This window comes from Rhizobium sp. LC145 (genome assembly GCF_001005825.1).
In the GTDB taxonomy this organism is placed as follows: Bacteria; Pseudomonadota; Alphaproteobacteria; order Rhizobiales; family Rhizobiaceae; genus Neorhizobium.
Genome location: NZ_LBHV01000003.1, coordinates 329,300 through 352,845 on the forward strand (window position 1 = coordinate 329,300; position 23,546 = coordinate 352,845).

General features: G+C 62.7%; 23 protein-coding genes. 12 read left to right on the forward strand and 11 right to left on the reverse strand.

Annotated elements, in window-relative coordinates; translation table 11 throughout:
- The first annotated feature begins 13 nt into the window (after positions 1 to 13).
- From YH62_RS09955 to YH62_RS09985, 7 genes are all read left to right on the forward strand, one after another.
- Positions 14 to 1,312: an extracellular solute-binding protein gene (locus YH62_RS09955; RefSeq protein WP_046794034.1), complete on the forward strand. Its 1,299-nt coding sequence runs from the start codon at positions 14 to 16 to the stop codon at positions 1,310 to 1,312.
- A 175-nt stretch (positions 1,313 to 1,487) separates the two neighbouring features.
- The gene (locus YH62_RS09960; RefSeq protein ID WP_082118312.1) at positions 1,488 to 2,369 is read left to right on the forward strand and encodes a sugar ABC transporter permease; all 882 of its coding nucleotides are present in this window, start codon (positions 1,488 to 1,490) and stop codon (positions 2,367 to 2,369) included.
- 10 nt (positions 2,370 to 2,379) lie between these two features.
- On the forward strand, positions 2,380 to 3,222 hold the full coding sequence (gene ugpE / locus YH62_RS09965; RefSeq protein WP_046794035.1) for a sn-glycerol-3-phosphate ABC transporter permease UgpE: 843 nt from the start codon (positions 2,380 to 2,382) through the stop codon (positions 3,220 to 3,222).
- Positions 3,223 to 3,233: 11 nt separating this feature from the next.
- A complete protein-coding gene (locus YH62_RS09970) occupies positions 3,234 to 4,337 on the forward strand; it encodes a sn-glycerol-3-phosphate import ATP-binding protein UgpC (RefSeq protein ID WP_046794036.1) in 1,104 nt (367 codons plus the stop codon).
- Positions 4,338 to 4,454: 117 nt separating this feature from the next.
- Positions 4,455 to 4,958, forward strand: coding sequence for a cupin domain-containing protein (locus YH62_RS09975; protein WP_046794037.1), 504 nt, complete (start codon positions 4,455 to 4,457; stop codon positions 4,956 to 4,958).
- Positions 4,959 to 5,027: 69 nt separating this feature from the next.
- Complete coding sequence (gene gshB, locus YH62_RS09980) at positions 5,028 to 5,978, forward strand: glutathione synthase (protein WP_046794038.1); 951 nt, start codon at positions 5,028 to 5,030, stop codon at positions 5,976 to 5,978.
- 218 nt (positions 5,979 to 6,196) lie between these two features.
- Positions 6,197 to 7,762: a YifB family Mg chelatase-like AAA ATPase gene (locus YH62_RS09985; protein WP_046794039.1), complete on the forward strand. Its 1,566-nt coding sequence runs from the start codon at positions 6,197 to 6,199 to the stop codon at positions 7,760 to 7,762.
- Positions 7,763 to 7,852: 90 nt separating this feature from the next.
- Here the strand turns inward: YH62_RS09985 and cysK are convergent, their stop codons facing one another.
- Both cysK and dut read right to left on the reverse strand, forming a co-directional pair.
- A complete protein-coding gene (gene cysK / locus YH62_RS09990; RefSeq protein WP_046794040.1) occupies positions 7,853 to 8,821 on the reverse strand; it encodes a cysteine synthase A in 969 nt (322 codons plus the stop codon).
- A 99-nt stretch (positions 8,822 to 8,920) separates the two neighbouring features.
- Positions 8,921 to 9,385, reverse strand: coding sequence for a dUTP diphosphatase (gene dut / locus YH62_RS09995; protein WP_046794041.1), 465 nt, complete (start codon positions 9,383 to 9,385; stop codon positions 8,921 to 8,923).
- An 86-nt stretch (positions 9,386 to 9,471) separates the two neighbouring features.
- On the opposite strand from dut, the gene YH62_RS10000 reads away from it, so the two are divergent.
- On the forward strand, positions 9,472 to 11,055 hold the full coding sequence (locus YH62_RS10000) for a peptide chain release factor 3 (protein ID WP_046794042.1): 1,584 nt from the start codon (positions 9,472 to 9,474) through the stop codon (positions 11,053 to 11,055).
- Positions 11,056 to 11,128: 73 nt separating this feature from the next.
- Here the strand turns inward: YH62_RS10000 and YH62_RS10005 are convergent, their stop codons facing one another.
- Together YH62_RS10005 and YH62_RS10010 are read right to left on the reverse strand one after the other, a co-directional pair.
- Positions 11,129 to 12,076 (reverse strand): threonine/serine dehydratase, encoded by a 948-nt coding sequence (locus tag YH62_RS10005; protein ID WP_046794043.1) that lies wholly within the window; start codon positions 12,074 to 12,076, stop codon positions 11,129 to 11,131.
- 45 nt (positions 12,077 to 12,121) lie between these two features.
- Positions 12,122 to 13,018, reverse strand: a complete 897-nt coding sequence (locus tag YH62_RS10010) for a LysR substrate-binding domain-containing protein (protein WP_046794044.1) — start codon at positions 13,016 to 13,018, stop codon at positions 12,122 to 12,124.
- Between the two features lie 116 nt (positions 13,019 to 13,134).
- Here YH62_RS10010 and YH62_RS10015 point away from each other — a divergent pair, with 116 nt between their 5' ends.
- Positions 13,135 to 13,842: a glutathione S-transferase family protein gene (locus tag YH62_RS10015; protein ID WP_046794045.1), complete on the forward strand. Its 708-nt coding sequence runs from the start codon at positions 13,135 to 13,137 to the stop codon at positions 13,840 to 13,842.
- Positions 13,843 to 13,889: 47 nt separating this feature from the next.
- Here the strand turns inward: YH62_RS10015 and YH62_RS10020 are convergent, their stop codons facing one another.
- Complete coding sequence (locus YH62_RS10020; RefSeq protein ID WP_046794046.1) at positions 13,890 to 14,840, reverse strand: choline ABC transporter substrate-binding protein; 951 nt, start codon at positions 14,838 to 14,840, stop codon at positions 13,890 to 13,892.
- A gap of 100 nt (positions 14,841 to 14,940) precedes the next feature.
- Here YH62_RS10020 and YH62_RS10025 point away from each other — a divergent pair, with 100 nt between their 5' ends.
- Positions 14,941 to 15,843, forward strand: a complete 903-nt coding sequence (locus YH62_RS10025) for a LysR family transcriptional regulator (protein WP_046794047.1) — start codon at positions 14,941 to 14,943, stop codon at positions 15,841 to 15,843.
- 19 nt (positions 15,844 to 15,862) lie between these two features.
- Here YH62_RS10025 and otsA read toward each other — a convergent pair whose 3' ends face one another.
- The gene (otsA, locus tag YH62_RS10030) at positions 15,863 to 17,239 is read right to left on the reverse strand and encodes an alpha,alpha-trehalose-phosphate synthase (UDP-forming) (protein WP_046794048.1); all 1,377 of its coding nucleotides are present in this window, start codon (positions 17,237 to 17,239) and stop codon (positions 15,863 to 15,865) included.
- Positions 17,236 to 18,075, reverse strand: a complete 840-nt coding sequence (gene otsB, locus YH62_RS10035; protein WP_046794330.1) for a trehalose-phosphatase — start codon at positions 18,073 to 18,075, stop codon at positions 17,236 to 17,238. The genes otsA and otsB overlap by 4 nt, the downstream gene beginning before the upstream one ends.
- A gap of 188 nt (positions 18,076 to 18,263) precedes the next feature.
- Between otsB and YH62_RS10040 the strand changes: the two genes are divergently transcribed.
- On the forward strand, positions 18,264 to 19,076 hold the full coding sequence (locus YH62_RS10040; protein ID WP_046794049.1) for a class II glutamine amidotransferase: 813 nt from the start codon (positions 18,264 to 18,266) through the stop codon (positions 19,074 to 19,076).
- Here the strand turns inward: YH62_RS10040 and YH62_RS10045 are convergent.
- Both YH62_RS10045 and coaBC read right to left on the reverse strand, forming a co-directional pair.
- Entirely contained in the window at positions 19,060 to 19,425 is a 366-nt protein-coding gene (locus YH62_RS10045; RefSeq protein ID WP_046794050.1) for an MmcQ/YjbR family DNA-binding protein, read from the reverse strand. The two genes, YH62_RS10040 and YH62_RS10045, sit on opposite strands and share 17 nt — an antisense overlap.
- A complete protein-coding gene (gene coaBC, locus YH62_RS10050; RefSeq protein WP_046794051.1) occupies positions 19,422 to 20,627 on the reverse strand; it encodes a bifunctional phosphopantothenoylcysteine decarboxylase/phosphopantothenate--cysteine ligase CoaBC in 1,206 nt (401 codons plus the stop codon). The genes YH62_RS10045 and coaBC overlap by 4 nt, the downstream gene beginning before the upstream one ends.
- 271 nt (positions 20,628 to 20,898) lie before the next feature.
- Between coaBC and YH62_RS10055 the strand changes: the two genes are divergently transcribed.
- Positions 20,899 to 21,447: a glyoxalase superfamily protein gene (locus YH62_RS10055; RefSeq protein ID WP_046794052.1), complete on the forward strand. Its 549-nt coding sequence runs from the start codon at positions 20,899 to 20,901 to the stop codon at positions 21,445 to 21,447.
- Here the strand turns inward: YH62_RS10055 and YH62_RS10060 are convergent.
- Positions 21,444 to 22,175 carry a periplasmic protein gene (locus YH62_RS10060; RefSeq protein ID WP_046794331.1) on the reverse strand — a complete coding sequence of 244 codons (732 nt, stop codon included), beginning with the start codon at positions 22,173 to 22,175 and terminating at the stop codon, positions 21,444 to 21,446. The genes YH62_RS10055 and YH62_RS10060 overlap by 4 nt on opposite strands.
- A gap of 62 nt (positions 22,176 to 22,237) precedes the next feature.
- Positions 22,238 to 23,533 (reverse strand): hypothetical protein, encoded by a 1,296-nt coding sequence (locus YH62_RS10065; protein ID WP_046794053.1) that lies wholly within the window; start codon positions 23,531 to 23,533, stop codon positions 22,238 to 22,240.
- Positions 23,534 to 23,546 lie beyond the last annotated feature (13 nt).

A 23,546-nucleotide genomic window follows, 5' to 3' on the forward strand; every position in this document is an offset into this window, starting at 1 on the left:
AGAGGGTCGAAGCATGTTCCGGAAATTTTCGATGGCCGCGACCGCGGTCGCACTGTCTGCGTCGCACACGCTTGCGGCGACTGAAATCACCTGGTGGCACGGCATGGGTGGCCGCAATGGCGAGGTCATCAACGAGGTCTCTCAGAAATTCAATGCCTCGCAGACGGCTTGCAACCTGACGCCGATCTCGAAGGGTACCTACGAAGAGGCCCTCGCTGGTGGCATCGCTGCCTTCCGCTCGGGCGAGCAGCCGAACATTCTGCAGGTTTTTGATGCCGGCGCTGCCACCATCATCAACGCCAAGGGCGCAACCGTCGCCGCTGAAGACCTAATCAACAACGCCGGCTACAAGTTTGACCGCGAAGCCTTCATCGAAGGCGTCCGTTACTTCTACGCTGATTCCGACGGCAAGTTCGTGGGCATGCCGTTCAATTCTTCCGCGCCGATCATGTACGTCAATACGCAGGCTTTCGAAAAGGCAGGCGTAGCGGTTCCGAAGACCTGGGAAGAATTCGAGGCCGCGGCTCCGAAGCTTAAGGAAGCCGGCTATATCGCGCTGACGGCATCGCAGCTGACATGGCAGTTCACCGAGAACTTCTTCTCGCGCCATAACATCCAGTTTGCGACGAACAACAATGGCTACGACAGCGTTGTCGATACCAAAATGAACCTGACGGACGAGCATCTCGTCAAGATGTTCGAAAAGCTCAAGGAATGGGCTGACGCTGGCTATTACGGTTTCTACGGCGCGGGCTGGAACGACAACCAGAAACCTTTCGAAGAGGGCAAGGTTGCGCTGTGGATCGGCTCGTCGGGTTCGTTCGGCGGCCTCCAGAAGACCGCCACCATGCCGTTCTCGGCCGATTTCCTGCCTTACTGGTTCGACGTTAAGGGCGCCGGCACGAACACCTTCATCGGTGGCGCGGCCCTCTTTGCAATGGCCGGCAAGCCGGAAGCCGAGAACAAGTGCGTCGCGGATTTCTTCCAGTTCCTCACGTCCCCGGAAATCCAGAAGTTCTACCACCAGGCCACCGGCTACGTCGCCATCACCCAGGCGGCCTACGAACTGGCCAAGAAGGAAGGCTATTACGAAAAGCAGCCGGTTGCCGAAGTCGGCATCAAGCAGCTCATGCTTCCCTCCGGTGAATGGTCCAAGGGTTATCGTCTCGGCTTCTATCCGCAGATCCGCTCCATCATGGAGCGCGAATACAACAAGATCTTTGCGGGCGAGACCACGGTGAAGCAGGCTTTCGAAACGATCGAGAAGGAAGGCAACGACCTCCTCGCCCGCTTCGCCAAGACCGCCGGCTGATTCAGGATCGCTAGGAAGTCCGCTCACCCGTCGGTGAGCGGACTTCCTCTATGATGAAGAGGGGAAAGTTGCCGTGACCTATACGACGTCACCATCGGGTGCCGGTCGTCTCCTTCCCTGGCTGGGCGGAGGCCGCAGGGTTCGCAGCGCACGGGCGCGCGAAACTGCGACGGAGATGAAACGCGTACAGTTTTCCTCTCCCGTGTTGCCCTATCTGTTTCTCTTCCCGCAGCTTGCGGTCATTTTCGTCTTCTTCTATTGGCCGTCGGTCCAGGCCATTCAGTCCTCCTTCTATCTCGAGGACCCCTTCGGCTTCGGTTCCACCTTCGTGGGACTGAGCAATTATGCCGATGCGGTGTTCAGCCCGGAATATCAGTCGATCGCCCTTTTCACGGCGGTCTTCACAGCCCTGGTCACTCTGTTTTCGCTTTCGATCGGCCTGCTGCTCGCGGTCAAGGCCGACAAGGTCATTCGCGGCAGTTCGGCATACAAGACCCTGCTGATTTCCGTCTACGCCATCGCCGCGCCGGTCGCGGGCCTTATCGGAATGATGCTTTTCGATCAGCATATCGGGCCCTTCGTGGAAATGGCATCCTGGTTCGGCTGGAACATGCGCGTGGGCTTGAGCTATTTCGACACCGCCTTTGCGATGATCGTCGTCGCGGTGTGGAAGCAGGTGCCCTATAATTTCATCTTCTTCCTGTCGGGGTTGCAGAACGTTCCGATGTCCGTCCGCGAGGCCGCCACCATCGATTGCCGATCGGGCTTCCGGCGGTTCTGGACGGTGGTCCTGCCGCTGCTTGCGCCGACGGCTTTCTTCCTGCTGATCATCAACGTCACCTATTCCCTGTTCGACACTTTCGGCCTGATCGACGTGATGGTGAAGGACAAGCCGGCGAACAACCCGATCACCCTCGTCTACAAGGTCTATAACGACGGCTTCCGCGGCAACGATATCGGCGGTTCGTCGGCCCAGTCTGTCATCCTGATGATCGTGGTGTTCGCGCTGACCGTCATCCAGTTCCGCTTGATCGAGCGGCGTATCCACTACACTTGAGGGGACGGTCATGCACCGCACGAACCTGTCGGATCATCTTGTCCTCATCTTCGGCTCGCTCTTCCTGTTTCTTCCGGTCATCGTCGCTTTCATGACGTCGACGCATACCGCGGCCGACATCCACAGCAACGGCATCGCCATTACCCCGGGCGGACATTTCTTCGAGACCTATGAAAAGGTGCTGACGCAAAAAGGCGGCTTCACCGGCGAAATTACCGGCGCGCGGATGGTGATGAATTCGCTGATCCTCGGCGTCGGCTTTGCGGCCGGCAAGATCGTTCTTTCGATGATGGCTGCCTATGCCATCGTCTATTTCAGGTTTCCCATGGCGACGCTCGCCTTCTGGGTGATCTTCACGACGCTGCTTCTGCCGCTGGAAGTCCGCATCATGCCCTCCTACCAGGTCATGTCGAGCCTCGGTCTGCTCAACTCCTATACCGGGCTCATCGTGCCTCTTCTGGCGTCCGCCACCGGCACTTTCTATTTCCGGCAATTCTTCAAGTCGGTGCCGGAGGAACTTCTCGAAGCAGCGCGAATGGATGGTGCAGGTCCGTTCAAGTTCTTCTTCGATATTCTGGTACCGCTATCGCGTACGATGATCGCGGCGATCTTCATCATCATGTTCGTCTACGGCTGGAACCAGTATCTTTGGCCGATGCTGATGACGACGGATGAGAAGTTCTTCACCCTGATGCGCGGCATCAAATCGATCCTGCAGGTTTGGATCGGCTCGCAAATTCCGGATTACAACGAAGCTTTCGCGCTCGCGGTGCTCGCCATGGTGCCGCCGCTGCTGATCGTGGTGATTTTCCAGAGATGGTTCATCAAAGGCCTGACCGAAAGCGATAAATAAAGGAGAAGGCAGTGGCAGCGATCGACATCAACAACGTTCACAAGGTCTATGCCGGCGGCGTTACGGCGGTATCCGACGTTCAGCTTCAGATCGCCGATGGTGAGTTCATCGTCCTGGTCGGTCCGTCCGGCTGCGGCAAGTCCACGCTCCTGCGCATGGTCGCGGGACTGGAGACGATATCGGAAGGCGAGGTGAAGATCGGCAGCCGCGTGGTGAACGAGACGGAGCCGGCCGACCGGGATATCGCCATGGTCTTCCAGAACTATGCGCTCTATCCGCATATGACGGTCTATAACAACCTCGCCTATGGCCTGAAGAACCGCGGCACGCCGAAAGCGGAGATCGAGGCCCGCGTGGCCGAGGCCGCCCGCATGCTGGAGATCACCCAGTTCCTCGACCGCCGGCCGAAGCAGCTTTCCGGCGGCCAGCGCCAGCGCGTCGCCATGGGACGCGCGATCGTGCGCAAGCCGGCCGCCTTCCTGTTCGATGAGCCTCTGTCCAATCTGGATGCGAAGCTGCGCGTTTCCATGCGCGGCGAGATCAAGCGCCTGCAGCGCCGGCTGGGCACCACCTCCATCTATGTCACGCATGACCAGCTCGAAGCCATGACGCTCGCCGACCGTCTTGTCGTGCTGAACGGCGGCAGGGTGGAGCAGATCGGCGCGCCGCTCGAGGTCTACCATGCGCCGGCCTCCACCTTCGTCGCAAGTTTCATCGGCTCGCCGGCCATGAATCTCATGCAGGGCGAATTGCATGGTGACCGGCTGGCGATCGGGCCGGCGATCCTTGGCCTCAATGGTTTCGCGCCGATCTCCGGACCGGTCACGGTGGGGATACGCGCGGAGGACCTGCGCCTTGCCCGCGTGGAGGAAGAGGCAATGCCCTTCCGGCTCGATTACGTCGAGGAACTCGGCTCTCAACGCCTGGTTCACGGTTCGGTTGGGGACCAGACATTGACCGCAGCCGTGCCGGCCGAGACCGAACTGGTCTCCGAGATGCGCCTTGCGATCAACCCGCGCCGGCTGCATTTCTTTGCGCCGGAAACGGGCAAGCGCATCGCCTCGGCTGCTCCGGCCGCGGCAGCGTCGGTTTCGGTTGCGCAGCCGGTTGCCTGAGCCATCCGGATGTGGTGCGAAATCGGCAATCGTTAAAATTGCGATGGCGTCTTGAACCGGCCGCTTACCTCTTGCCCCTATCTTCCCCCGGCCTGACGGTGAAAAAGGGGGAAGAAAATGACTTGGCAAATATGGGCGGCGACAGCGGCCGCCGCTGCAATCCGCTACAAGCCCTATGTGCCGGAAAACTCGGCAGTAAAGCCTTTTGTCGGGGCGTGTCCGCATTCGCTGGAGATGCAGCCATTGCCGATCGAGCCGAGTTGGGTCCTGGCCGGCAATCCGCAGGCGCGTGCGGCTTCCCATTCCAAAGCGGAGGACCAATGCGCGGCGACCGGCGTATGGGATTGTACCGCAGGCACCTTCCGCTGGTTTTTCGGCTGGGACGAGACCGTGGTCATCCTCGAGGGCGAGGTGCATGTGACGGCGGAGGATGGCACGGAACGCACCCTTCATCGCGGCGATGTCGCCTATTTCAAGGGCGGCACCTGGGCCACCTGGCGCATCGACAGCTACGTCAAGAAGATCGCCTTCCTGCGCAAGCCCTTCCCGGCGCCGCTGGCCTTCCTTTATCGCCTGCGCAATATGTTGCGCCCGAAGCAGGCGATCGGTCTCGCCGGTTGATGCCTGACCGGTTGCCTTTGGAGGCCCGCCGTCCTACATCAGGCGGGCATTTCTCGAGGGGCTTCAGTCATGGCGAAAATCCGCAAAGTCGCATTCCAGATGGATCATGTGTCCGGCATCAATATCGCCGGGGATTCCACCTTCGCAATGGCGCTGGAAGCGCAGGCGCGCGGCTTCGAGCTCTTCCATTATACTCCCGACCGGCTGACCATGCGCGACGGCAAGGTCTATGCTGCCGTGGAGCCGATGCAGCTGCGCGACGCCAAGGGCGATCATTTCACCCTCGGTGAGAAGGAGCGCGTCGATCTCTCGACCATGGACGTCGTCCATCTGCGCCAGGACCCTCCCTTCGACATGGGCTATATCACCTCCACGCACCTCTTGGAGCGCATCCATCCGAAGACGCTGGTGGTCAACGATCCCGCCTGGGTTCGCAATTCGCCGGAAAAGATCTTCGTCACCGAATTCGCCGACCTGATGCCGGCAACGCTGATTTCCCGTGATCCCGCCGAGATCGCCCGTTTCCGCGAGGAGATGGGCGATATCATCCTGAAGCCGCTTTACGGCAATGGCGGCGCCGGCGTCTTCCATTCGGCGCGCGATGACCGTAACTTTACCTCGCTGCTCGAGATGTTCGGTCAGATGTATCGCGGCGAACCCTATATCGCGCAAGCCTACCTGCCGGCTGTTCGCAAGGGCGACAAGCGTATCCTGCTGGTCAACGGCGAGCCGGTGGGCGCCATCAACCGCGTCCCGGCCGAGCATGACAGCCGCTCCAACATGCATGTCGGCGGCCGCGCCGAAGCGACCGAGATCACGCCGCGGGAGAAGGAAATCTGCGCCCGCATCGGCCCGGCGCTGCGCGAACGGGGCTTCCTCTTCGTCGGCATCGACGTCATCGGCGATTACATGACCGAGATCAACGTCACCTCGCCCACCGGTATCCGTGAAGTGAAGAAGTTTGGCGGCGCCGACGTCGCAAGCCTTTTGTGGGATGCGATCGAAGAAAAACGCGCCTGAGCTTGGGCGATGATCTCTCTTTGTTCCACCAGTACAACCGCTTGCAACCAGGTTGCATCGGGCGCGTGAGAACGTTCGATAAACGTTCTTGTTTTATTCCTTGTTCCATGCAAGATTGCAGTCGTCGAGGCGTTTAGCGTATCCCGCTAGCTGCTCCGGACATGCGGCGAATTCATTGTCGAGGGCGCGTCTCACGCGCCTGATGGGGCGGGGTGGACATGGTTGCGCGGGTTAGCACGGTTGCATTTCTGGGAATTGAGGGCGTTCCGGTCGAAGTTCAGGTCATGGTCGGGCCGGGCAAGATGCTGATGCCCATCGTCGGCCTTCCGGATAAGGCTGTGGCCGAAAGCCGGGAACGGGTGCAGGCCGCACTTCATGCCTCCGGTCTCGCATTGCCGCCGAAGAAGGTGACGGTCAATCTGGCGCCTGCGGACCTGCCCAAGGAGGGCTCGCATTTCGATCTGCCGATCGCGCTCGGGCTGATGGCGGTGCTCGGAGCCATTCCGGCGGATGCGCTGTCGGATTATATGGTCATCGGTGAATTGAACCTTGACGGAACCTTGGCGCCGGTGGCCGGCGCGCTTCCTGCCGCGATTGCCGCAAGCGCCATGGGCAAGGGGTTCATCTGCCCGGCAGACAGCGGTGCGGAAGCTGCATGGGCCAGTCCCGATTTAGATATTCTTGCGCCCCGCAGTCTCATCGCGCTTGCCAATCATTTTCGTGGTACGCAGGTGCTTTCGCGCCCGCAGCCGGCGATCCGCGCGGCACCCGCCAATCTTCCCGATCTGGCGGATATCAAAGGGCAGGAGAGCGCCAAGCGGGCGCTGGAAGTCGCGGCCGCTGGCGGGCATAACCTGCTGATGGTAGGTCCTCCCGGTTCCGGCAAGTCGATGCTGGCTGCCCGCCTTCCCTCGATCCTGCCGCCGCTTTCGGCTGCCGAACTGCTCGAAGTCTCGATGATACATTCGATCGCCGGCCAGCTTTCGGGCGGCAAACTGTCGGACCGCCGGCCCTATCGCACGCCGCATCATTCGGCCACCATGGCGGCGCTTGTGGGCGGCGGCTTGCGTGCCAAGCCGGGCGAGGCGTCGCTCGCGCACCATGGTATTCTCTTCCTGGATGAGTTTCCGGAGTTTTCGCCGCAGGCGCTGGATGCACTGCGCCAGCCGCTGGAAACCGGAGAATGTGTGATCGCCAGAGCCAATCACCGCGTTTCCTATCCCGCGAGCATCCAGCTTGTGGCCGCGATGAACCCCTGCCGATGCGGCATGGCGGGCGAGCCCGGCCACACCTGCGCTCGCGGCCCGAAATGCATGTCTGACTATCAGGCCCGCATTTCGGGACCTCTCATGGACCGCATCGATATCCGCATCGACGTGCCGGCCGTTTCCGCAGCGGATCTCATCCGGCCGGCGCCGGCCGAGGCGAGCGCCGATGTCGCAAGACGCGTGGCCGCGGCGCGGGAGCGGCAACGCGAACGCTTCGTCTGGGCCGGCGCGCCGCAGGTTTCCACCAATGCCCGCTGCTCGACCGCGCTGATCGAGAAGATCGCTGAACCCGATCCGAGCGGGCTGCAGTTGCTGCGCGATGCGGCCGAAAAGCTGAAATTCTCGGCGCGGGGCTATCACCGTGTGCTGAAGGTGGCGCGCACGCTGGCTGACCTCGACGGAAAGGATACGGTCGGCCGCATCCATCTCGCCGAAGCGATCTCCTATCGCATGGCCGGCGAGCGGTTGGCGGTGACGGCGGGGGGATTTGAGAAGCGAATAGTAATTGGCGAATAGCGAATAGAATTTTCCCGCCGCTTGCGCGTGATAGTTTCTTGAGAAATCCTATTCGCTATTCGCTATTCGCTATTCGCTATTCGCTATTCGCTACCCACCCAACCCGTCGAACAATGCGGTCGAAAGATAGCGTTCCGCAAACGAGGGGATAATGATGACGACGTTCTTGCCGGCATTTTCCTTCCGGCTGCCGACCTTGACGGCCGCCACGAGTGCTGCGCCCGATGAGATGCCGACCGGAACACCCTCGATCCTGGCGACCAGGCGTGCCATCTCCATGGCCTCCGCGCTGGTGACGGTGACGATCTCGTCATAGATCGTCGTATCGAGGATTTTCGGCGCAAATCCTGCCCCGATCCCCTGGATCTTGTGAGGGCCCGGCTGGCCGCCTGAAAGTACCGGTGATTCCTCCGGTTCGACGGCGATCACCTTGAGGTTCGGGTTGCGGTCTTTGAGAACCTGGCCGGCGCCGGTTATCGTACCGCCCGTCCCGATGCCGGAAACGAGGATGTCTATCTTGCCTTCGGTATCGTTCCAGATCTCTTCCGCCGTCGTCCTGCGGTGGATGTCCGGGTTCGCCGGATTTTCGAACTGCTGCGGGATGATGGCGTCCGGCAGCGAGGAAACCAGCTCCTCGGCTTTCGCGATTGCGCCCTTCATGCCTTTGGCGCCCTCGGTCAGCACCAGTTCGGCGCCCAGCAGTGCCAGCATCTTGCGCCGTTCGATCGACATGGTTTCCGGCATCGTCAGGATGAGCTTGTAGCCTTTGGCGGCGGCCGTGAAGGCAAGCGCGATGCCGGTATTGCCGGAGGTCGGCTCGATCAGCGTCGTGCGGCCGGGTGCGATCCGGCCCTCGGCCTCCAGGCTCTCGATCATCGCCACGCCGATGCGGTCCTTCACCGAGGCGATCGGATTGAAGAATTCGAGCTTCGCCAAAAGATGGGCCTTGACGCCCTTTTCCTTCGCCAGCTTGTCGAGCCGCACGATCGGCGTGTCGCCGATGGTTTCGGTAATGGAGGAATAGATGCGGCCGCGGCCCGGCTTCCTGGTCTCTGTCATGACGGTCTCCCTCAGCTTCGTCGAAGAAACTAGAGCGTCTCATCGCTGAATGCCAGCGGGTCATCTGCCGCATGGAAACTGGGAAGATGGAAAACTCGGCTAGACGCCGGTCGAGCCGAAACCGCCGGCACCGCGTGTCGTCGTGCTCGCTTCGGTGGTCTCGGCAATGCGGGCCTGCACCACGGGCGCGATCACCATCTGCGCAATGCGCATGCCGCGCGTGATGGTGAAATCCTCCTCGCCCAGATTGACGAGCAGCACCTTCACCTCGCCGCGATAATCGCTGTCGATCGTGCCGGGCGTGTTGAGGCAGGTGATGCCGTGCTTGAAGGCAAGTCCGGAGCGGGGCCGCACCTGGGCCTCGAAACCGTCCGGAATCTCGAAGATGAAGCCGGTCGGCACCAGCGCCCGCTTCCCCGGCGGGATGATGGTCGGCCGGTCTTCGGCAACCGCCGCGCGCAGGTCCATGCCCGCGGCTCCCTTGGTCTCGTAGGAGGGGAGGTCGAGCCCCGCTCCATGCGGCAGACGGATGAGGTTGAGCGTGGGGCCGATGATATCGCGCATGGAATCTCCCTGGTCTTCGGCAATCTCATTTGCATATCGGGCTTCAAATCGCTAGATACGCCGCGACCTAAAGGATTTTTATCGACATGGCCGAAAGTCTCGCCGAGGCGGTATCCCGCCGCCGCACATTCGCGATTATTGCCCATCCGGACGCGGGCAAGACCACGCTCACCGAAAAGCTGCTGCTGTTCGGCGGGGCGATCCAGCTCGCCGGCGAGGTGAAGGCGAAGAAAGACCGCATGCAGACCCGCTCCGACTGGATGAAGATCGAGCGGGAGCGCGGCATCTCGGTGGTGACCTCGGTCATGACGTTCGAATATGACGGCAATGTCTTCAACATTCTCGATACGCCCGGCCACGAAGACTTCGCGGACGATACCTACCGCACGCTGACGGCAGTGGATGCGGCGGTGATGGTGATTGACGCGGCAAAAGGCATCGAACCGCGCACGCTGAAGCTGTTCGAAGTCTGCCGCATGCGCGATATCCCGATCATCACCTTCATCAACAAGATGGACCGCGAAAGCCGCGATCCTTTCGAAATCCTGGATGAGGTGGAAGAAAAGCTGGCGCTCGATACGGCGCCGCTCACCTGGCCGATCGGCCGCTCGAAAACCTTCTGCGGTTCCTACCACCTGGCGGACAACACCGTGCGGGGCTCGGATACCGAGGTGGAGGTCACCAAGGTCAACGGCCCGCAGAGCGTTGCGGACCGTCTTCCGGAAAACGAAAGGGCCGCCTTTATCGAGGAGGTGGAACTTGCGATGGAAGCCTGCCGGCCGTTCGATCGCCAGGCCTTCCTGGAAGGGCACATGACGCCGGTCTTCTTCGGCTCGGCGCTGCGCAATTTCGGCGTCCGCGATCTCATCAACGCGCTTGGCGATTTCGCTCCGCCGCCGCGCGATCAGGTGGCGGATATCCGCAAGGTTCATGCGTCCGAAGACAAGATGACGGCCTTCGTCTTCAAGATCCAGGCGAACATGGATCCGAACCACCGCGACCGCATCGCCTTTGCGCGCGTCTGCTCCGGCAAGCTGGAACGCGGTATGAAGGCGAGGCTTTCACGCACCGGCAAGCAGCTGGGTCTCACCGCGCCGCAATTCTTCTTCGCTTCGCAACGCCAGTTGGCGGACACGGCCTATGCGGGGGATGTGGTCGGCATCCCGAACCACGGAACGCTCCGGATCGGCGACACGCTGACCGAAGGCGAGCCGCTGGTCTTCCAGGGCGTGCCGAACTTCTCGCCGGAAATCCTGCGCCGCGTGCGGCTGGAGGATGCCATGAAGGCGAAGAAGCTCAAGGAAGCCCTGCAGCAGATGGCGGAGGAGGGGGTCGTGCAGCTCTTCTCTCCGGAAGATGGCTCGCCCGCAATCGTCGGCGTCGTCGGCGCTCTGCAGCTGGACGTGTTGAAGGAACGCCTGATGGCCGAATACGGCCTGCCGGTCTCCTTCGAAATGTCGCGCTTCTCCATCTGCCGCTGGATTTCGGCCGACCAGCCGGCCGAGCTCGAAAAGTTCCTGACCGTCAAGCGTGGCGATATCGCCCGTGATCTCGATGGCGATCCGGTGTTCCTGGCGCAGGATAGTTTCTCGCTGCGCTATGAGGCCGAGCGCTACCCGGCGATCAGAATGGCCGCCATCAAGGAATATCACGTCGCCAAGGCGGCTTAGCGTCACGATAACATCAATCCCCTCCCAAACCCCTCCCCTTTGTGGGGTTTGGGAGGGGTTCTTTCCGCCACTTTCAATCGAACTTGACTGCCGTCGTATTGGCGCCGCAGACGAGCACGCACACGCGCTCATCCGTGCCGGGCACGTACTTGCCCGAAAGCAGCGCAGCGAAAGCCGTGGCCCCGCCGGGCTCCGCGACGATGCGCGCGCCGGCCCAGAGCGCCTTCTGGGCGGCGAGGATCTCATCGTCCGTCACCAGCACCGGCGGCTGAACGTATTTCTGCGCCAGCGGAAACATCAATTGGCCGATCTGCCTGGGAGCCAGCGAATCCGCCGCGATGCTGCCCGCCGGCGCATCCACGGGGCTGCCCGCCTTGAACGCCTCGTGAAGCGTCGGCGCGCCGTCGGGTTCTACGGCCACGATCTTCACGCGTCCGCGGAACCAGGCGGCAATGCCGCCGATCAGCCCGCCGCCGCCGACCGCGACCAGCAGCGTCGTCATATGCGGCAGATCGTCTTCGATTTCCTTGCCGAGCGTGCCTTGGCCGACGAGCGTTTCCACCTGGTCATAGGCATGGATGGCAAGCGCACCGCTTGTCGCCACATAAGTCTCGCTCGCCGCCAGCGCATCCGCATAACGGTCGCCGCCGATCACCAGATCCGCGCCATAGGAGCGGATGCGCTCCGCCTTGGCGGGTGAGGTGACGCTCGGCACGAAGATTTTCGCCGGCACGTCGAGCCGCATGGCAGCATAGGCAACCGCAGCGCCATGGTTGCCGCCCGATGCGGCGACCACGCCCGCCTCGGGAATCTCTCGGGTGAGCAGGCTCGTGAAGGCGCCGCGCGCCTTGAACGAGCCGGAATGCTGCATGAACTCGAGCTTCAAATCGACCTCGCGGGGCGCCGCCGCACCGAAATCCCGCATGTCGATGCGCATGATCGGCGTGTGGCGGATATGCGGGCGGATCAGCGTCTCGGCTTCGGCGATGCGTTCGGGGGAAAGGCTGGGGTCGATGGTCATAGGGCCTCGCGGCTATGAGTGGGATGCGATGAAGGATTTCTAGCTTTAGCCCTTGTCGAGCTTCTCGCAAAGGAATTCCACGACGGCTCTCACCGCGGGCAGTTGCCCCCGCCGATGCGGCATCAGAATGGTCGTCGTGATGCTTCCCGCAGTCCAGCCGGGCAGCAGTTGCGTAAGCTCCCCGGCGGCGATCGCATCGCAGCAAACCGATGTCGGCAGGCAGGCGATGCCAAGCCCGGCCGCGGCCGCCTTCAGCATCACGAAAGGCTCGTCCGCGCCCATGACCGGTTTCGGGGCGATCCGAACCTCTTCGCCATCCGCCGATGTAAGACGCCACCCTAGGTCAGACAGGCCGCTGGTGATGGCGTCATGCTCTCCCAGCTCCTGCGGATGGGCAGGCGCCGCATGTCGCCGGAGATAATCCGGCGAGGCCACGACGAAGAAGGGATGAACCGCCAGCCTGCGCTGCACCAGCGTGGAGTCCGGCAGCGGAGCTTGATGGCTGCGAAGGGCGATGTCGAAGCCCTCCTGCACGATATCGACGAAGCGGTCCGTCACATGGATGAAAAGCTGCAGCTTCGGATAACGCCGCGCAAGTTCCGGCAGGTGAGGGGCGATCACGAACTGCGCCGTCGGCACGGCGGCCGTCATCCGCACGGTGCCGCTCGGCTCGGCGAGATGCGTGCGCACCAGGCTCTCCGCCATTTCCGCCTCGATCATCGCCGCGCGTGCATGCTGGAAGAAATCCCGGCCGAGCTCCGTCAGTGAGAAGCTGCGGGAGGTGCGGTGGATCAGCCTTACTCCAAGTCGGCCCTCCAGTTCCGCCACGCGTTTGCTCACCGTCGATTTCGGAACGCCGAGCAGCCGCGCGGCGGCGGAAAAGCTACCGTTCTCCACTGCCTGGACGAAGAAGTGCAGGTCGTTGAGGTTGAGGCCGTACATTCACCAGCTTCCATAAATGTAGACTTTGCAATGCAAATTCTCTGTCTAGCGATTTATCGTCCACGGAAACATATTCCCGGTGTCACCGCAGTTCAATATTGAAAGGAACGAAGACAATGACACCGATCCTGTTTTATGGCGTGCCGGAAGGCTGCTCCTTCGGATCCATCGTCGCGCTGGAATGGTCCGGCCTGCCCTACAGGCTGAACCGCATCGGCATGCCGGATGTGGTTTCGAGCGACGTTTACCGCCCCATCAACCCGGTGGGCGAGACGCCGTCCCTGATGCTGCCGGATGGTCGCCTGATGAGCGAGAGCATGGCGATCCTCAACCATATCGCCGCCCGTTCGGTCGAAAAGGGTTTCGGTTTCGCGCCGGGAACGGAGAAGTTCGACCGGCTGAACCAGATGCTCGCCTTCCTCAACACGAGCTTCTTCGGCGCCTTCAGCCCGCTCTGGTACACGGCCGAGCACGAGATGGAGCCGGCTCGCAAACAGGCCCTGCGGGACTACGGCATCGCCAATGTCGAAAAGGTGCATGCGACGCTCGAACGGCTGCTCTCCGGACGCCAATGGCTGCTCGGAGACGGCAAAAGCTTTGCGGATGCCTATTTCGCGGGGATCGCCCGCTGGAATGATTTCCACCAGGTCGTCGATCGGCGGAAGTTCCCGGCCCTCAACGCTCTCTACGAGCGCCTACAGGAAGATCCCGCGGTTCGTTTCGCCTGGGCCATTGAGCATCAGGAAGAGGCGAAGACCACCGGCGGGTTCCTCGGCCATGTAAGCCTTGATGAGGCGCTTGGCCAGGTGAAAAGCGCGGCCTGATGATTGCGGCGATGCGCCCTCGCGTGGGGGCGCATCGCGATATGTGGTTAAAGGCCGAGAGAAGCCTTCACGGCATCGGCTGCCGGCTTGCCGTCGAGAGTGGTGACGCCGGCAAGCCACGGTTCGATCGCCTGCGGATTGGCTTTCAGCCAGGCGGTCGCGGCAGCCTTGGCATCCTCGCCGCCGAGAATGGAGCCCATCAGCGCGTTTTCCATGCTGATATCGAATTTCAGGTTCTTGAACAGCGTCGCGGCATTGGGGCACTTCTCCGGCCAGCCGGTGCGCGCCAGCGTGAACACTTCCGCGCCGCCGAAATTCGGACCGAAATAGGCGTCTCCGCCGGAGAGATATTCGATCTGGAACTGCTCGTTCATCGGGTGCGGCGCCCAGGCGAGGAAGACCACGAACTCCCCGCTCTTCTCGGCACGCCCGACCTGCGCCAGCATCGCCTGCTCGCCCGATTCCACGAGTTCCCAGTCCTTCAGTCCGAAGTCGTTGGCGTCGATCATTTTCTGGATATTCGAGTTCGCCGGCGCGCCGGGCTCGATGCCGTAGATCTTGCTGCCGAACTCGTCGGCATGCTTCTGAAGATCGGCGAAATCCTTCACGCCCTTTTCCGCGACATAGGAGGGCACCGCGAGCGTGAACTTCGCGCCTTCGAGGTTCTTGGCAAGCACCTCGGCCGCCTTGGCGGCATTCAGGTCGTCGATGAACGCTTTCTGAGCCGGCATCCAGTTGCCGAGGAAGACGTCGATCTCCCCGTTCTTCATCGATTGGTAGCCGATCGGGACGGAGAGCGTCTTGACGTCCGGCTCGTAGCCGAGCGCGGTCAGGATGACGCTGGTCACGCCATTCGTGGCGGTGATGTCGGTCCAGCCGGGATCGGAAAGGCGAATGGTCTTGCAGGATGCGTCATCTGCCGCCGCGGCGGAGCCGATCGTCAAGGCGGAGAAGACAATCCCGGCGGCAAGACGCCGGATTGCGGAAATTCCTGTCATCGTATTTTCCCCTTCTTTGGCATTTGATGGCTTTATTGAACATCATTATCCTTTGCCATGTGAAGCTGGCTTTTTTCGATAGTTGCTCAAAGGATTCTTTATGGCAGAGCCCGCCCTTGATCTTGGATGGATGCGCATCTTCGCTGAGGTCGGGCGCACTGGCAGCCTTTCGGCGGCAGCGGGGCTTCTCGGCCTGACGCAGCCTGCCGTCAGCTATCAGATACGCCGCATCGAGGAGCAGATGGGAGTGCGTCTGTTCAGGCGTCAGCATCGCGGCGTGGAAATGACGCCGGAGGGCGAGCGACTTTTCGATGTCGTCTCGCGCAGCGTCGGCGAGATCGATCAGCTTGCGCGCCGCTTCCGCAGCGAGACCGACCGTCCGGCGATCCGCCTGAGGACGGATTACGCCTTCTCCTCCCTCTGGCTCATCCCCCGCATGCACGGTTTTCGCCTGCTCTATCCGGATATGGATATCCAGATCGTCGCCACCCAGCGCATGGAGCGCGACCTTTCCGAGGATGGAGAGGTGGCCGTCGTCTTCGGCACGCGCGCGGATTACGGAAGGAACGGCATTCTCCTGCTGCCGGAAAAGGTCGTGCCGGTCTGCACGCGCGGATTTCTGGAGCGTCACGGCCCCTTCGACGGCGTGGCGGATCTCGCTCACGCTCGCCTCGTCCATCTCGATACCGCGTTTCCATCGCCCTGGCATGACTGGCGCAGCTATTTTGCGGCCCACGGCATCGACCGCGGCGTCCATGGCGGGCAGGGGGATATAAGCTTCAACACCTATTCGCTCGTCATTCAGGCGGCGATGGGAGAACAGGGGCTGGCGCTTGGCTGGATGGGCCTTGTCGATGCCCTTCTCGCCACCGGCATGCTGGCGAGGGCCGGTCCCGAGCTTGAGGCCGCAGATCGCGGCTATTGGCTGTTGCGTCCCGAGCGGCAGAACGTCCTGGGATCCTGGCTGAGCGGCTGGCTGATGACGGAAGCCGGCGTCGGTTGAGCCTCTTTGCCGATTGGTCCTAAGGCGCGGTCAGATCCTTCAGGAAGTCGTCGCACCAGCGCATCACATCGTGTTCGAGAAGATGGTCCATCATCCGCTTCCAGCGCGCCTGCCGCTCCTCGAGCGGCATATTGAGCCCGCGGGCGATGGCATGGGCGGTTCCCTCGATGTCGTAGGGGTTGACCAGCAATGCGCCCGTCAGCTCGCGTGCCGCGCCTGCAAAGCGTGAAAGAACCAGCACGCCGGGGTTTTCCGGGTCCTGGGCCGCGACATATTCCTTCGCCACCAGGTTCATCCCGTCGCGCAGCGGCGTCACCAGACCGACTTTCGCCATCCGGTAGAGCCCTGCCAGCACGGGCCTGCTGATCGAGCGGTTGATGTAGCGGATCGGCACCCAGTCGACGGCGCTGATGGCGCCGTTCACGCGGCCTGCCTGTTCGGCGACCGTGCGCTGCATCTGCTCGTATTCGGGCACCTCGGAGCGGGATTTGGGCGTGATCTGCAGATAGGTGACGCGATGCTGATGGGCGGGATTGGCCCTGATGAAGCGCTCGAAGGCATCGATGCGCTGCGTTATGCCCTTGGAATAGTCGAGCCGATCCACGCCGATGATGAGATCGCGCCCCTCGATGCTCTGGCGCGCCCGGCGAACCAGTGCATTGTTGGCAGCCCTGCGGGCATAGTCCGCGAAGGCCGCCGTCTCTATGCTGATCGGATAGAAGCCGCCCCGGAAGGTTCGGCCGAAGGAGGATATCCTCCCGTCGCCGAGGGATTCGGCGATGCCTTCCCGCACCAGTCCCCCTTCGAAATTGGCAAGGTCGTGATCGGTCTGGAAACCGACGAGATCGTAACGGGAAAGCCCGCGCATGATCTCCTCGTGCACCGGCATGGTGAACAGCACGTCCGCCGGCGGCCAGGGGATGTGCAGGAAGAAGCCGATGCGATTCTTGAATCCCATCTGCCTGAGCTCGGCGGCGAGCGGGATCATGTGGTAGTCATGCACCCAGATGACGTCGTCTTCCTTGAGCATAGGGGCAAGCCGCTGCGCGAAGAAACGGTTGACCCGGAAATAGCCCGCCATCTCCTTGCGCCCGTATTCGGCGAGATCCAGCCGGTAATGGCATATCGGCCAGAGCACGCGGTTGGCGAAACCGTGGTAATATTCCTCGACATCCGTATCGGTGAGGTCGGTCAGCGCGTAGGTGATGTTGCCGTGGGTCTGAAGCGACAGGGCTTCGGGTTCCCTGTCGCCGCTGGATTTTCCGGACCATCCCATCCATATGCCGCCGCGTTCCCCGAGCGCCGCCTTCAGCGCCACGGCAAGCCCGCCGGCGGGCGCCGCGCCGCTCTTGTCGGGAACGGTGACCCGGTTGGAAACGACGATCAGGCGGCTCAAAGGCTCTTTCCTTTTGTCTCTGGCCGGGCTCGGCGGCCGCATTCGGCAAGCTCGGCGAGGAGGCGGCGCAAGGCGGCCGCGGAAGGAAGATGGTATTGCGCGGCGGTGTCGCTTCCCGGCTCGCCGATGCGGATCGACAGCCCGCCGAGCGCGTTGGCCTCGCGGAACATGGCCTCGTCGGTAACGTCGTCGCCGATCGCGATCGGCAACCGGCCGGTAAACGGCGGCTCGTCCAGGAAGGCTTTGAGCGCGCTGCCCTTGTTGGCATGCGAGGGGCGGATTTCCACCACCATCTTGCCGTTCTGAAGCGTGAAATCCGGCCCCGCCTGTTTCAGATAGCGGGCCATGACGGCTTCCAACTCCTCCCGCCGCTCGGGCGCCTGCCGGTAGTGGGCGGCGATCGCCGCGCCCTTGTCCTCGATCAGCACGCCCGGCCAGGAGAGGGCCTCGTGCGTCAGGTCCGCCTTGATGAGATCGAAATCGGCGGTGATTTCGATCCGGTCTACGCCGCCGTCGGCGCGCCGCCGCTCCGTGCCGTGCAGGCCGGCGATCGGGAAGCGATGGGGCGAAAACAGCTTGTCGGCATAGACGAGCGCCCGGCCGGTCACCAGGGCCATCGCGCCGCCGAAAAATTCCGAAACCAGGTGTAGATGTTCCGGCAGATCGGGTGGTACGGCGACTGCATTCGGTCTCTCTGCGAGATCGATGAGCGTGCCGTCTATATCCATGAACAGAGCCCATGCGCCAGGCTCAAGGGCAATCTTCGAGACGAACTGTTCGAGAGGCCGCTCGGGATCGACGCCTCCGGCCTGACTGGACTGTTCTTCATGCGACATGATGGGCAATGTAGGCCATGTGTCCCGCTTGGCAACCCTTCCAATCTGACGTTCTGTTGCAAAACGTGATTGGGGGAAGGGCCGGAAAGCGGTCATGAAGAGCACTGGTTTACCTTTCATTATCCATTTGGCCTAAGCCTTGTCTCCTGTCTCCCAAGTCGTTCTTGCTCTAATGGAGTCGATCGAACATGTGCCGTTGGGCAGCCTATCGCGGCGCTCCCCTCTATCTCGAAGAGCTTGTATCCTCGCCTGCCCACTCGCTGATCGAGCAGTCCCATTGCGCCACGCGCGCCAAGACGGCCACCAATGGCGATGGCTTCGGCATCGCGTGGTATGGTGATCGGTCCGAGCCAGGGCGCTATCGGGATATCCTGCCGGCATGGTCGGATTGCAATCTGAAGAGCCTTGCGCGGCAGATACGCTCGCCGCTCTTTCTCGCCCATGTGCGGGCAGCCACCAACGGCGGCACGCGGCGCGACAACTGCCATCCTTTCGTGCACGGCTCATGGTCCTTCATGCATAACGGCCAGATCTCCGGTTTCGAGCGCATCCGCCGGCGCATGGAGGCGATGCTCTCAGACGAGCTTTTCGATGCCCGCACCGGCACGACCGATTCGGAATTGCTTTTCCTGCTTTCGCTGGAATTCGGCCTGGAACACGATCCTCTGGGTGCTACGGCGCGGGCGATCGCTGCGGTCGAAGCCCTTTCGCGCGAACATCTGGATCATGCCCTCGTGCGCTTCACGGCTGCTTTTTCGGATGGCAGGCAGCTTTACGCCGTGCGCTATGCCACCGACCGCAAGCCGCCGACGCTCTATGCTGCCCCGATCGGTGGAAAGTCCGGCTATTGCCTCGTTTCCGAGCCCTTGAACGATGAGGCCGATACCTGGATGGAGATTCCGGACGGCAGCGCGATCATGGTGAGCGACGAAGGCGTAGAGGTCTCGGCCTTCGAGCCGGATAGAGCGGGGCTTGCCTCCGACGTCAGGAAGATAGCCTGATCCCCAGCTCCTGCCTCAGCTTTTTGGTGAGACCGGCTGCCACCAACTCGTAGGAGCGGGTGAGATAGTGCCTCAGTTCATCCTCTGAAAGTGGCGAGGAACTGGCGATCTCCACCCATTTCCGTTTGGCGAAATAAGGGGCCTGGCGGATACCGTCGAGGGCGGTCAATATCTCGAAGCTTTCCTCGGGGCATTTCGCCACCACTCGTGCATCGGCGCCCTCGCCGGAAAGAAGGGTGAAGACCTTGTCGCCCACCTTGGCGACATGGCTGTCCCACTGGTCGACAAACGACGTGCCGGGAAGGCTGGTCACGAAGGCGTCGAAGCCTTTGCGCTCGAAGAGGTTCATTTCAGCCGCTCCGCGATGAGCCGGGCGAGCCTTTCGGCCACCTCGTCCTTGGAAAGATCGGGCCATTCCTCGATCCCCGCAGCGCTGATGATCTTCACCCGGTTCCGGTCTCCCCCCATGATGCCTGTTCCGGGAGAAACGTCGTTGGCGACGATCAGGTCCGCGCCCTTGCGGGTAAGCTTGGCGCGCCCGTTTTTCTCGACATCCTGGGTCTCCGCCGCGAAGCCGACCACCAGTTTCGGGCGCTCCTCGTGATGGCCGACGGTCTTGAGGATATCAGGGTTTTCCGCGAGTTGAAGCGGCGCCGGGGCTTCGCCCGCCTGTTTCTTGATCTTCTGTCCGGAGGAGGAGGCCACTCGCCAGTCCGCGACCGCGGCCACCATGACGGCGATATCGGCTGGCAGGCGGGAGACCACGGCATCGCGCATCTCCTCCGCGCGCTCCACATGCACCGTCGTCACGCCTGCCGGGTCGGGAATGGTGACAGGTCCGGAAACCAGCGTCACGTCGGCGCCGAGCCTTGCGAGCGCCGCTGCGATCGCATGTCCCTGCCGGCCGGAGGAACGGTTGGCGATGTAGCGCACCGGGTCGATGGGCTCGTGGGTGGGGCCGGAGGTGACGATGGCGGTCCTGCCGGCAAGCGGCCGCTCTCCCTCTCCGAGCAACGCGATGGCCGCTGCCACTATGTCCAGTGGCTCGGCCATCCGGCCAAGGCCAGCCTCGTTGCCTTCGGCCATCTCGCCGGAGGTTGGGCCGACGAAATGCACGCCATCGGCCTTCAGCGTTTTGACATTGCGCTGCGTGGCGGCAGCCGTCCACATCTTCGGGTTCATCGCAGGCGCTATCAGCACCGGCCGGTCGGTCGCAAGCAGCACGGCGCTGGCAAGATCGTCCGCCAGGCCATGCGCCATCTTCGCCATCAGGTCGGCGGTCGCCGGCGCCACGAGCACCAGGTCGCAGTCGCGCGCAAGCCTGATATGGCCGACGTCCTGCTCGTCCTCGCGGGAAAAGAGGTCCGTATAGACATGGTCGGAGGCCAGTGCCCCGACGGCAAGCGGCGTGATGAATTCCTGCGCCGCGGCCGTCATCGCCGGGCGAACGGTTGCGCCGCGTTCGCGCAGCCGCCGGATGAGATCAAGGCTCTTATAGGCGGCGATCCCGCCCGAGATGATCAGAAGAATGCGTTTTCCCGAAAGATCCATGTCTCACCCGCCATTGGCGCTCTGTTGCGCCGGAAGCTAAGCCTTTGGCGAAGGACATGCAATCGCGATCCGCAACCGCGCCGAACCGGCTTGTCTGCCGCGCCCGTTTGGGATAGCTTGCCGGCCGGCCGGATGCAGCCAGCCGCCCGCGGCTTCGAGCTCAGGTGAATGCATCTCAACCGCCTCTCGTCCTTGCCTTTGGCGAACGATGACGAACGGATCGGCAATACGGGCACTGATTTTGCCGTTCGTCCGTCGAAAGGATGAAGAGATGCGCGATTTCCGCGATGCGAAGCTTATGGCCAAATCCCTCCGCGAGGCACTTGCCGAGCGTAACCTGTCGGTTACGCATAGCCAGGCGCTGGAGCTTGTGGCCACCCAGTTCGGCTATGACGATTGGAATATTCTCTCGGCAAAGATCGATGCCGCCGACGAGCGGAAACCGGAGGCGGTAACCATACAGCCGGCGATCTCTATCTTCCGGATTTTCTCCGTCGAAAAGGCGATGGAATTCTACTGTGATTTCCTAGGCTTCCAGGTGGATTGGGAGCATCGGTTCGGTGAGAATTTCCCGCTCTACTGCCAGATATCCAGAAGCGGCATGCTGATGCACTTGAGTGAGCATGCGGGCGATGCCTCGCCCGGCGCCCGCGTCTTCGTGCCCATGACGGGAGCCCGCGCCTTCCAGAAGGAACTGACTGGCAAGAATTACCCCTATATGAAGCCGGGTCTCGAACAGGCGCCGTGGGGACTGGAGGTTTCCGTCACGGACCCGTTCAGCAACCGCATCACCTTTTGCGAGCGCGAGGAAAAGGGCTAATCCGTCTTCTCGGCCGTCGCGACCGGCTCGGTCGTCAGCTTGAATTCCGCCATTTCGGCGGGCGTCAGGTAGTAGAGCCGGTCGGGCGGCGTTTCCAGCGCGTTGATCCAGAGCTGCGCCCCGATCCCCATCTCGTCGAGGTGCCGGGCGACCCTTGCCGTGGTTGCCTGCGCGCTCGCCATCGCCTGCTCGGGAGAGGGGCGCTCCGTGCCGCCGTTGAAGACCTGGTGCACGCCGATCACCGCGTCTTTTTCCGCCATGCGGGAAACGCCGCCCGCGAAAACGATAGGGCAGGACGAGGCGCAGAGCGCCTCGGAAGCGACCCGCGTGCCGAGCTGCCTTTCCCGGATCAGTTTCGACATGGCGATCGCATCGTCCACCGAACCGCCGGGAGAGTTGAGCGAAACCATCTTCACATATTCGCCGCGCGCCTCGATCTCCTTGGCGAAACGGTCCGCAGCACCAGGCTCGATGGAGCCTTCGGCCAGCAGCACGCCGCCGGAAAGGAGCTCGAACCGTATCGGCTGGCGCAACACCTCCGGCGCGCTTGCCGGCTGCACCGGCGGTGCGTTCGGCACGCCCTCGGTCAAGGCGGGTGGCAGCACGGGCTGGCCGGTCCGCATCGGGTCATGGCCGGGAAGGGCGGCATTCATGACGCTGATCTCGCGGAAATCGATCACCACGAAGATGGCCGAAGCGCCGAGCAGCGTCAGGAAGGCATGGCGCATCAGCGTCCCGTCGTCGGTCGAAAGAAACGCGGCCTTGAGGCGGGCGAGGGCGGTGAGCGGCCTCACGCGGGCGGACCCGCTCTAGGCGATTTCAGGTCGAGGCTGGTGATGTTGTTGACCCCGTGGGGTTCGCCATTCTCCAGGCCGGCAATTGCTTCCTTCAGGTCGATATCGTTGCGTCCGAGCGCCCGCTGGACCTCCAGAGCCTCCAGAAGTTCCGCGGCGGTGATCCGCTGGGCGAAGGGAAGCCGCTCTTCCTGCCGGCGGATCGCGCCATGCACGACCGCGAGGATGAAGACCAGCACGGCGGGCAGGAGGTCGATCGAAATCGCGCCGGCCCAGGCGGGAATGAAATCGGCCGCATAGCGCAGCACGGCCTCGGCCGAGGAAAGCGGCACGAAGCGGCGTTCCGCCACCGGCTCCTGCGCCAGGATCTCGTCGGCGGCCTGCGAGAGAACCCTGGATTGCGCGGCCACAGAGGCGCGGATCGTCTCCATCACCTGGTCCTGCCGGTTGGCGAGATCGGCCTCGCGCCCGTCCGCCACCGGGGCGATGAAGCCGAGCGAAAGGTCCTCTGCCGCCCGCTTCACGGAAGGCGCGATCGAGGTCTGCTGCAGCGAGCCGATGACGCCGGTCAGCGTTACCACCTCGGCGGAAAACTGGTCGGCCCGCGGTGCGATCGCGCCCGGCGCGGAAACCAGGGTGCGCATGGTTTCCAGATGCTTGCGGCCCTGATCGAACAGCGTCGTCACGCGCTCGCGGGAAGCGGCAATGCCGGTTTCCAGCTCGCGAAGTTGGGAGGACATCTGCGAGAGAAGCTGCACCACGCTTCCCGAGCCGGTGGTGCCCGTCAGCGCGCCGGACTGCCGTTCATCCTCGGCAAGCCGGGCAAAGCGTTCGGAAGTGCGCTGAATGTCCGGCAGCAGGCTTTGTGCGGCAAGCGCGTTCTGATGCGCCTTGTCGAGATCGGCCGTGTAATCTTCCAGCGTTTCGGCAAGATGCTGTTCGAGCGCCGCCGAGCCCGCGAGTGCGGCCGCGTTCAGCCAGCTCGACATGGCGATGATCATCGCGCAGCCGAGCGCCATGACGCCGAGCATGGCCCCGCGCGCCGCCGGCCCCGTCACATGCGGGTAGAAGCGCGCCATGTAGGACCAGAAGGCGTAGATCGCCACCGAGACCGAGGCGGAATAGATGATCGCCGCGAAGAAGACCGCCATCGGCGATCCGTCGAGGAGGCTGCGCACCCCGAGATAGGTGTAGACGCCGGATGCGAGCGCCAGGACGGCGAGCGCAAAACGCGTCATGGTCTCGACGGCGGCAACACCGTCGTGCAAGCGATGCGAAGCGCCAAGCGCCATGGCAACTCTCCGG

Bases quoted from the DNA above. Each gene is read 5' to 3' on its own strand.
- YH62_RS10060 (WP_046794331.1), bottom strand. From the start codon at position 22,175: ATGCGCCATGCCTTCCTGACGCTGCTCGGCGCTTCGGCCATCTTCGTG.
- YH62_RS10010 (WP_046794044.1), bottom strand. From the start codon at position 13,018: ATGTACGGCCTCAACCTCAACGACCTGCACTTCTTCGTCCAGGCAGTG.
- YH62_RS10045 (WP_046794050.1), bottom strand. From the start codon at position 19,425: ATGAACCTCTTCGAGCGCAAAGGCTTCGACGCCTTCGTGACCAGCCTT.
- YH62_RS09955 (WP_046794034.1), top strand. From the start codon at position 14: ATGTTCCGGAAATTTTCGATGGCCGCGACCGCGGTCGCACTGTCTGCG.
- YH62_RS09985 (WP_046794039.1), top strand. From the start codon at position 6,197: ATGGTTGCGCGGGTTAGCACGGTTGCATTTCTGGGAATTGAGGGCGTT.
- YH62_RS09975 (WP_046794037.1), top strand. From the start codon at position 4,455: ATGACTTGGCAAATATGGGCGGCGACAGCGGCCGCCGCTGCAATCCGC.
- YH62_RS10005 (WP_046794043.1), bottom strand. From the start codon at position 12,076: ATGACCATCGACCCCAGCCTTTCCCCCGAACGCATCGCCGAAGCCGAG.
- YH62_RS10025 (WP_046794047.1), top strand. From the start codon at position 14,941: ATGGCAGAGCCCGCCCTTGATCTTGGATGGATGCGCATCTTCGCTGAG.
- YH62_RS10020 (WP_046794046.1), bottom strand. From the start codon at position 14,840: ATGACAGGAATTTCCGCAATCCGGCGTCTTGCCGCCGGGATTGTCTTC.
- gshB (WP_046794038.1), top strand. From the start codon at position 5,028: ATGGCGAAAATCCGCAAAGTCGCATTCCAGATGGATCATGTGTCCGGC.
- YH62_RS09960 (WP_082118312.1), top strand. From the start codon at position 1,488: ATGAAACGCGTACAGTTTTCCTCTCCCGTGTTGCCCTATCTGTTTCTC.
- dut (WP_046794041.1), bottom strand. From the start codon at position 9,385: ATGCGCGATATCATCGGCCCCACGCTCAACCTCATCCGTCTGCCGCAT.
- cysK (WP_046794040.1), bottom strand. From the start codon at position 8,821: ATGACAGAGACCAGGAAGCCGGGCCGCGGCCGCATCTATTCCTCCATT.
- YH62_RS10055 (WP_046794052.1), top strand. From the start codon at position 20,899: ATGCGCGATTTCCGCGATGCGAAGCTTATGGCCAAATCCCTCCGCGAG.
- coaBC (WP_046794051.1), bottom strand. From the start codon at position 20,627: ATGGATCTTTCGGGAAAACGCATTCTTCTGATCATCTCGGGCGGGATC.
- YH62_RS10000 (WP_046794042.1), top strand. From the start codon at position 9,472: ATGGCCGAAAGTCTCGCCGAGGCGGTATCCCGCCGCCGCACATTCGCG.
- YH62_RS10065 (WP_046794053.1), bottom strand. From the start codon at position 23,533: ATGGCGCTTGGCGCTTCGCATCGCTTGCACGACGGTGTTGCCGCCGTC.
- YH62_RS10040 (WP_046794049.1), top strand. From the start codon at position 18,264: ATGTGCCGTTGGGCAGCCTATCGCGGCGCTCCCCTCTATCTCGAAGAG.
- YH62_RS10015 (WP_046794045.1), top strand. From the start codon at position 13,135: ATGACACCGATCCTGTTTTATGGCGTGCCGGAAGGCTGCTCCTTCGGA.
- otsB (WP_046794330.1), bottom strand. From the start codon at position 18,075: ATGTCGCATGAAGAACAGTCCAGTCAGGCCGGAGGCGTCGATCCCGAG.
- ugpE (WP_046794035.1), top strand. From the start codon at position 2,380: ATGCACCGCACGAACCTGTCGGATCATCTTGTCCTCATCTTCGGCTCG.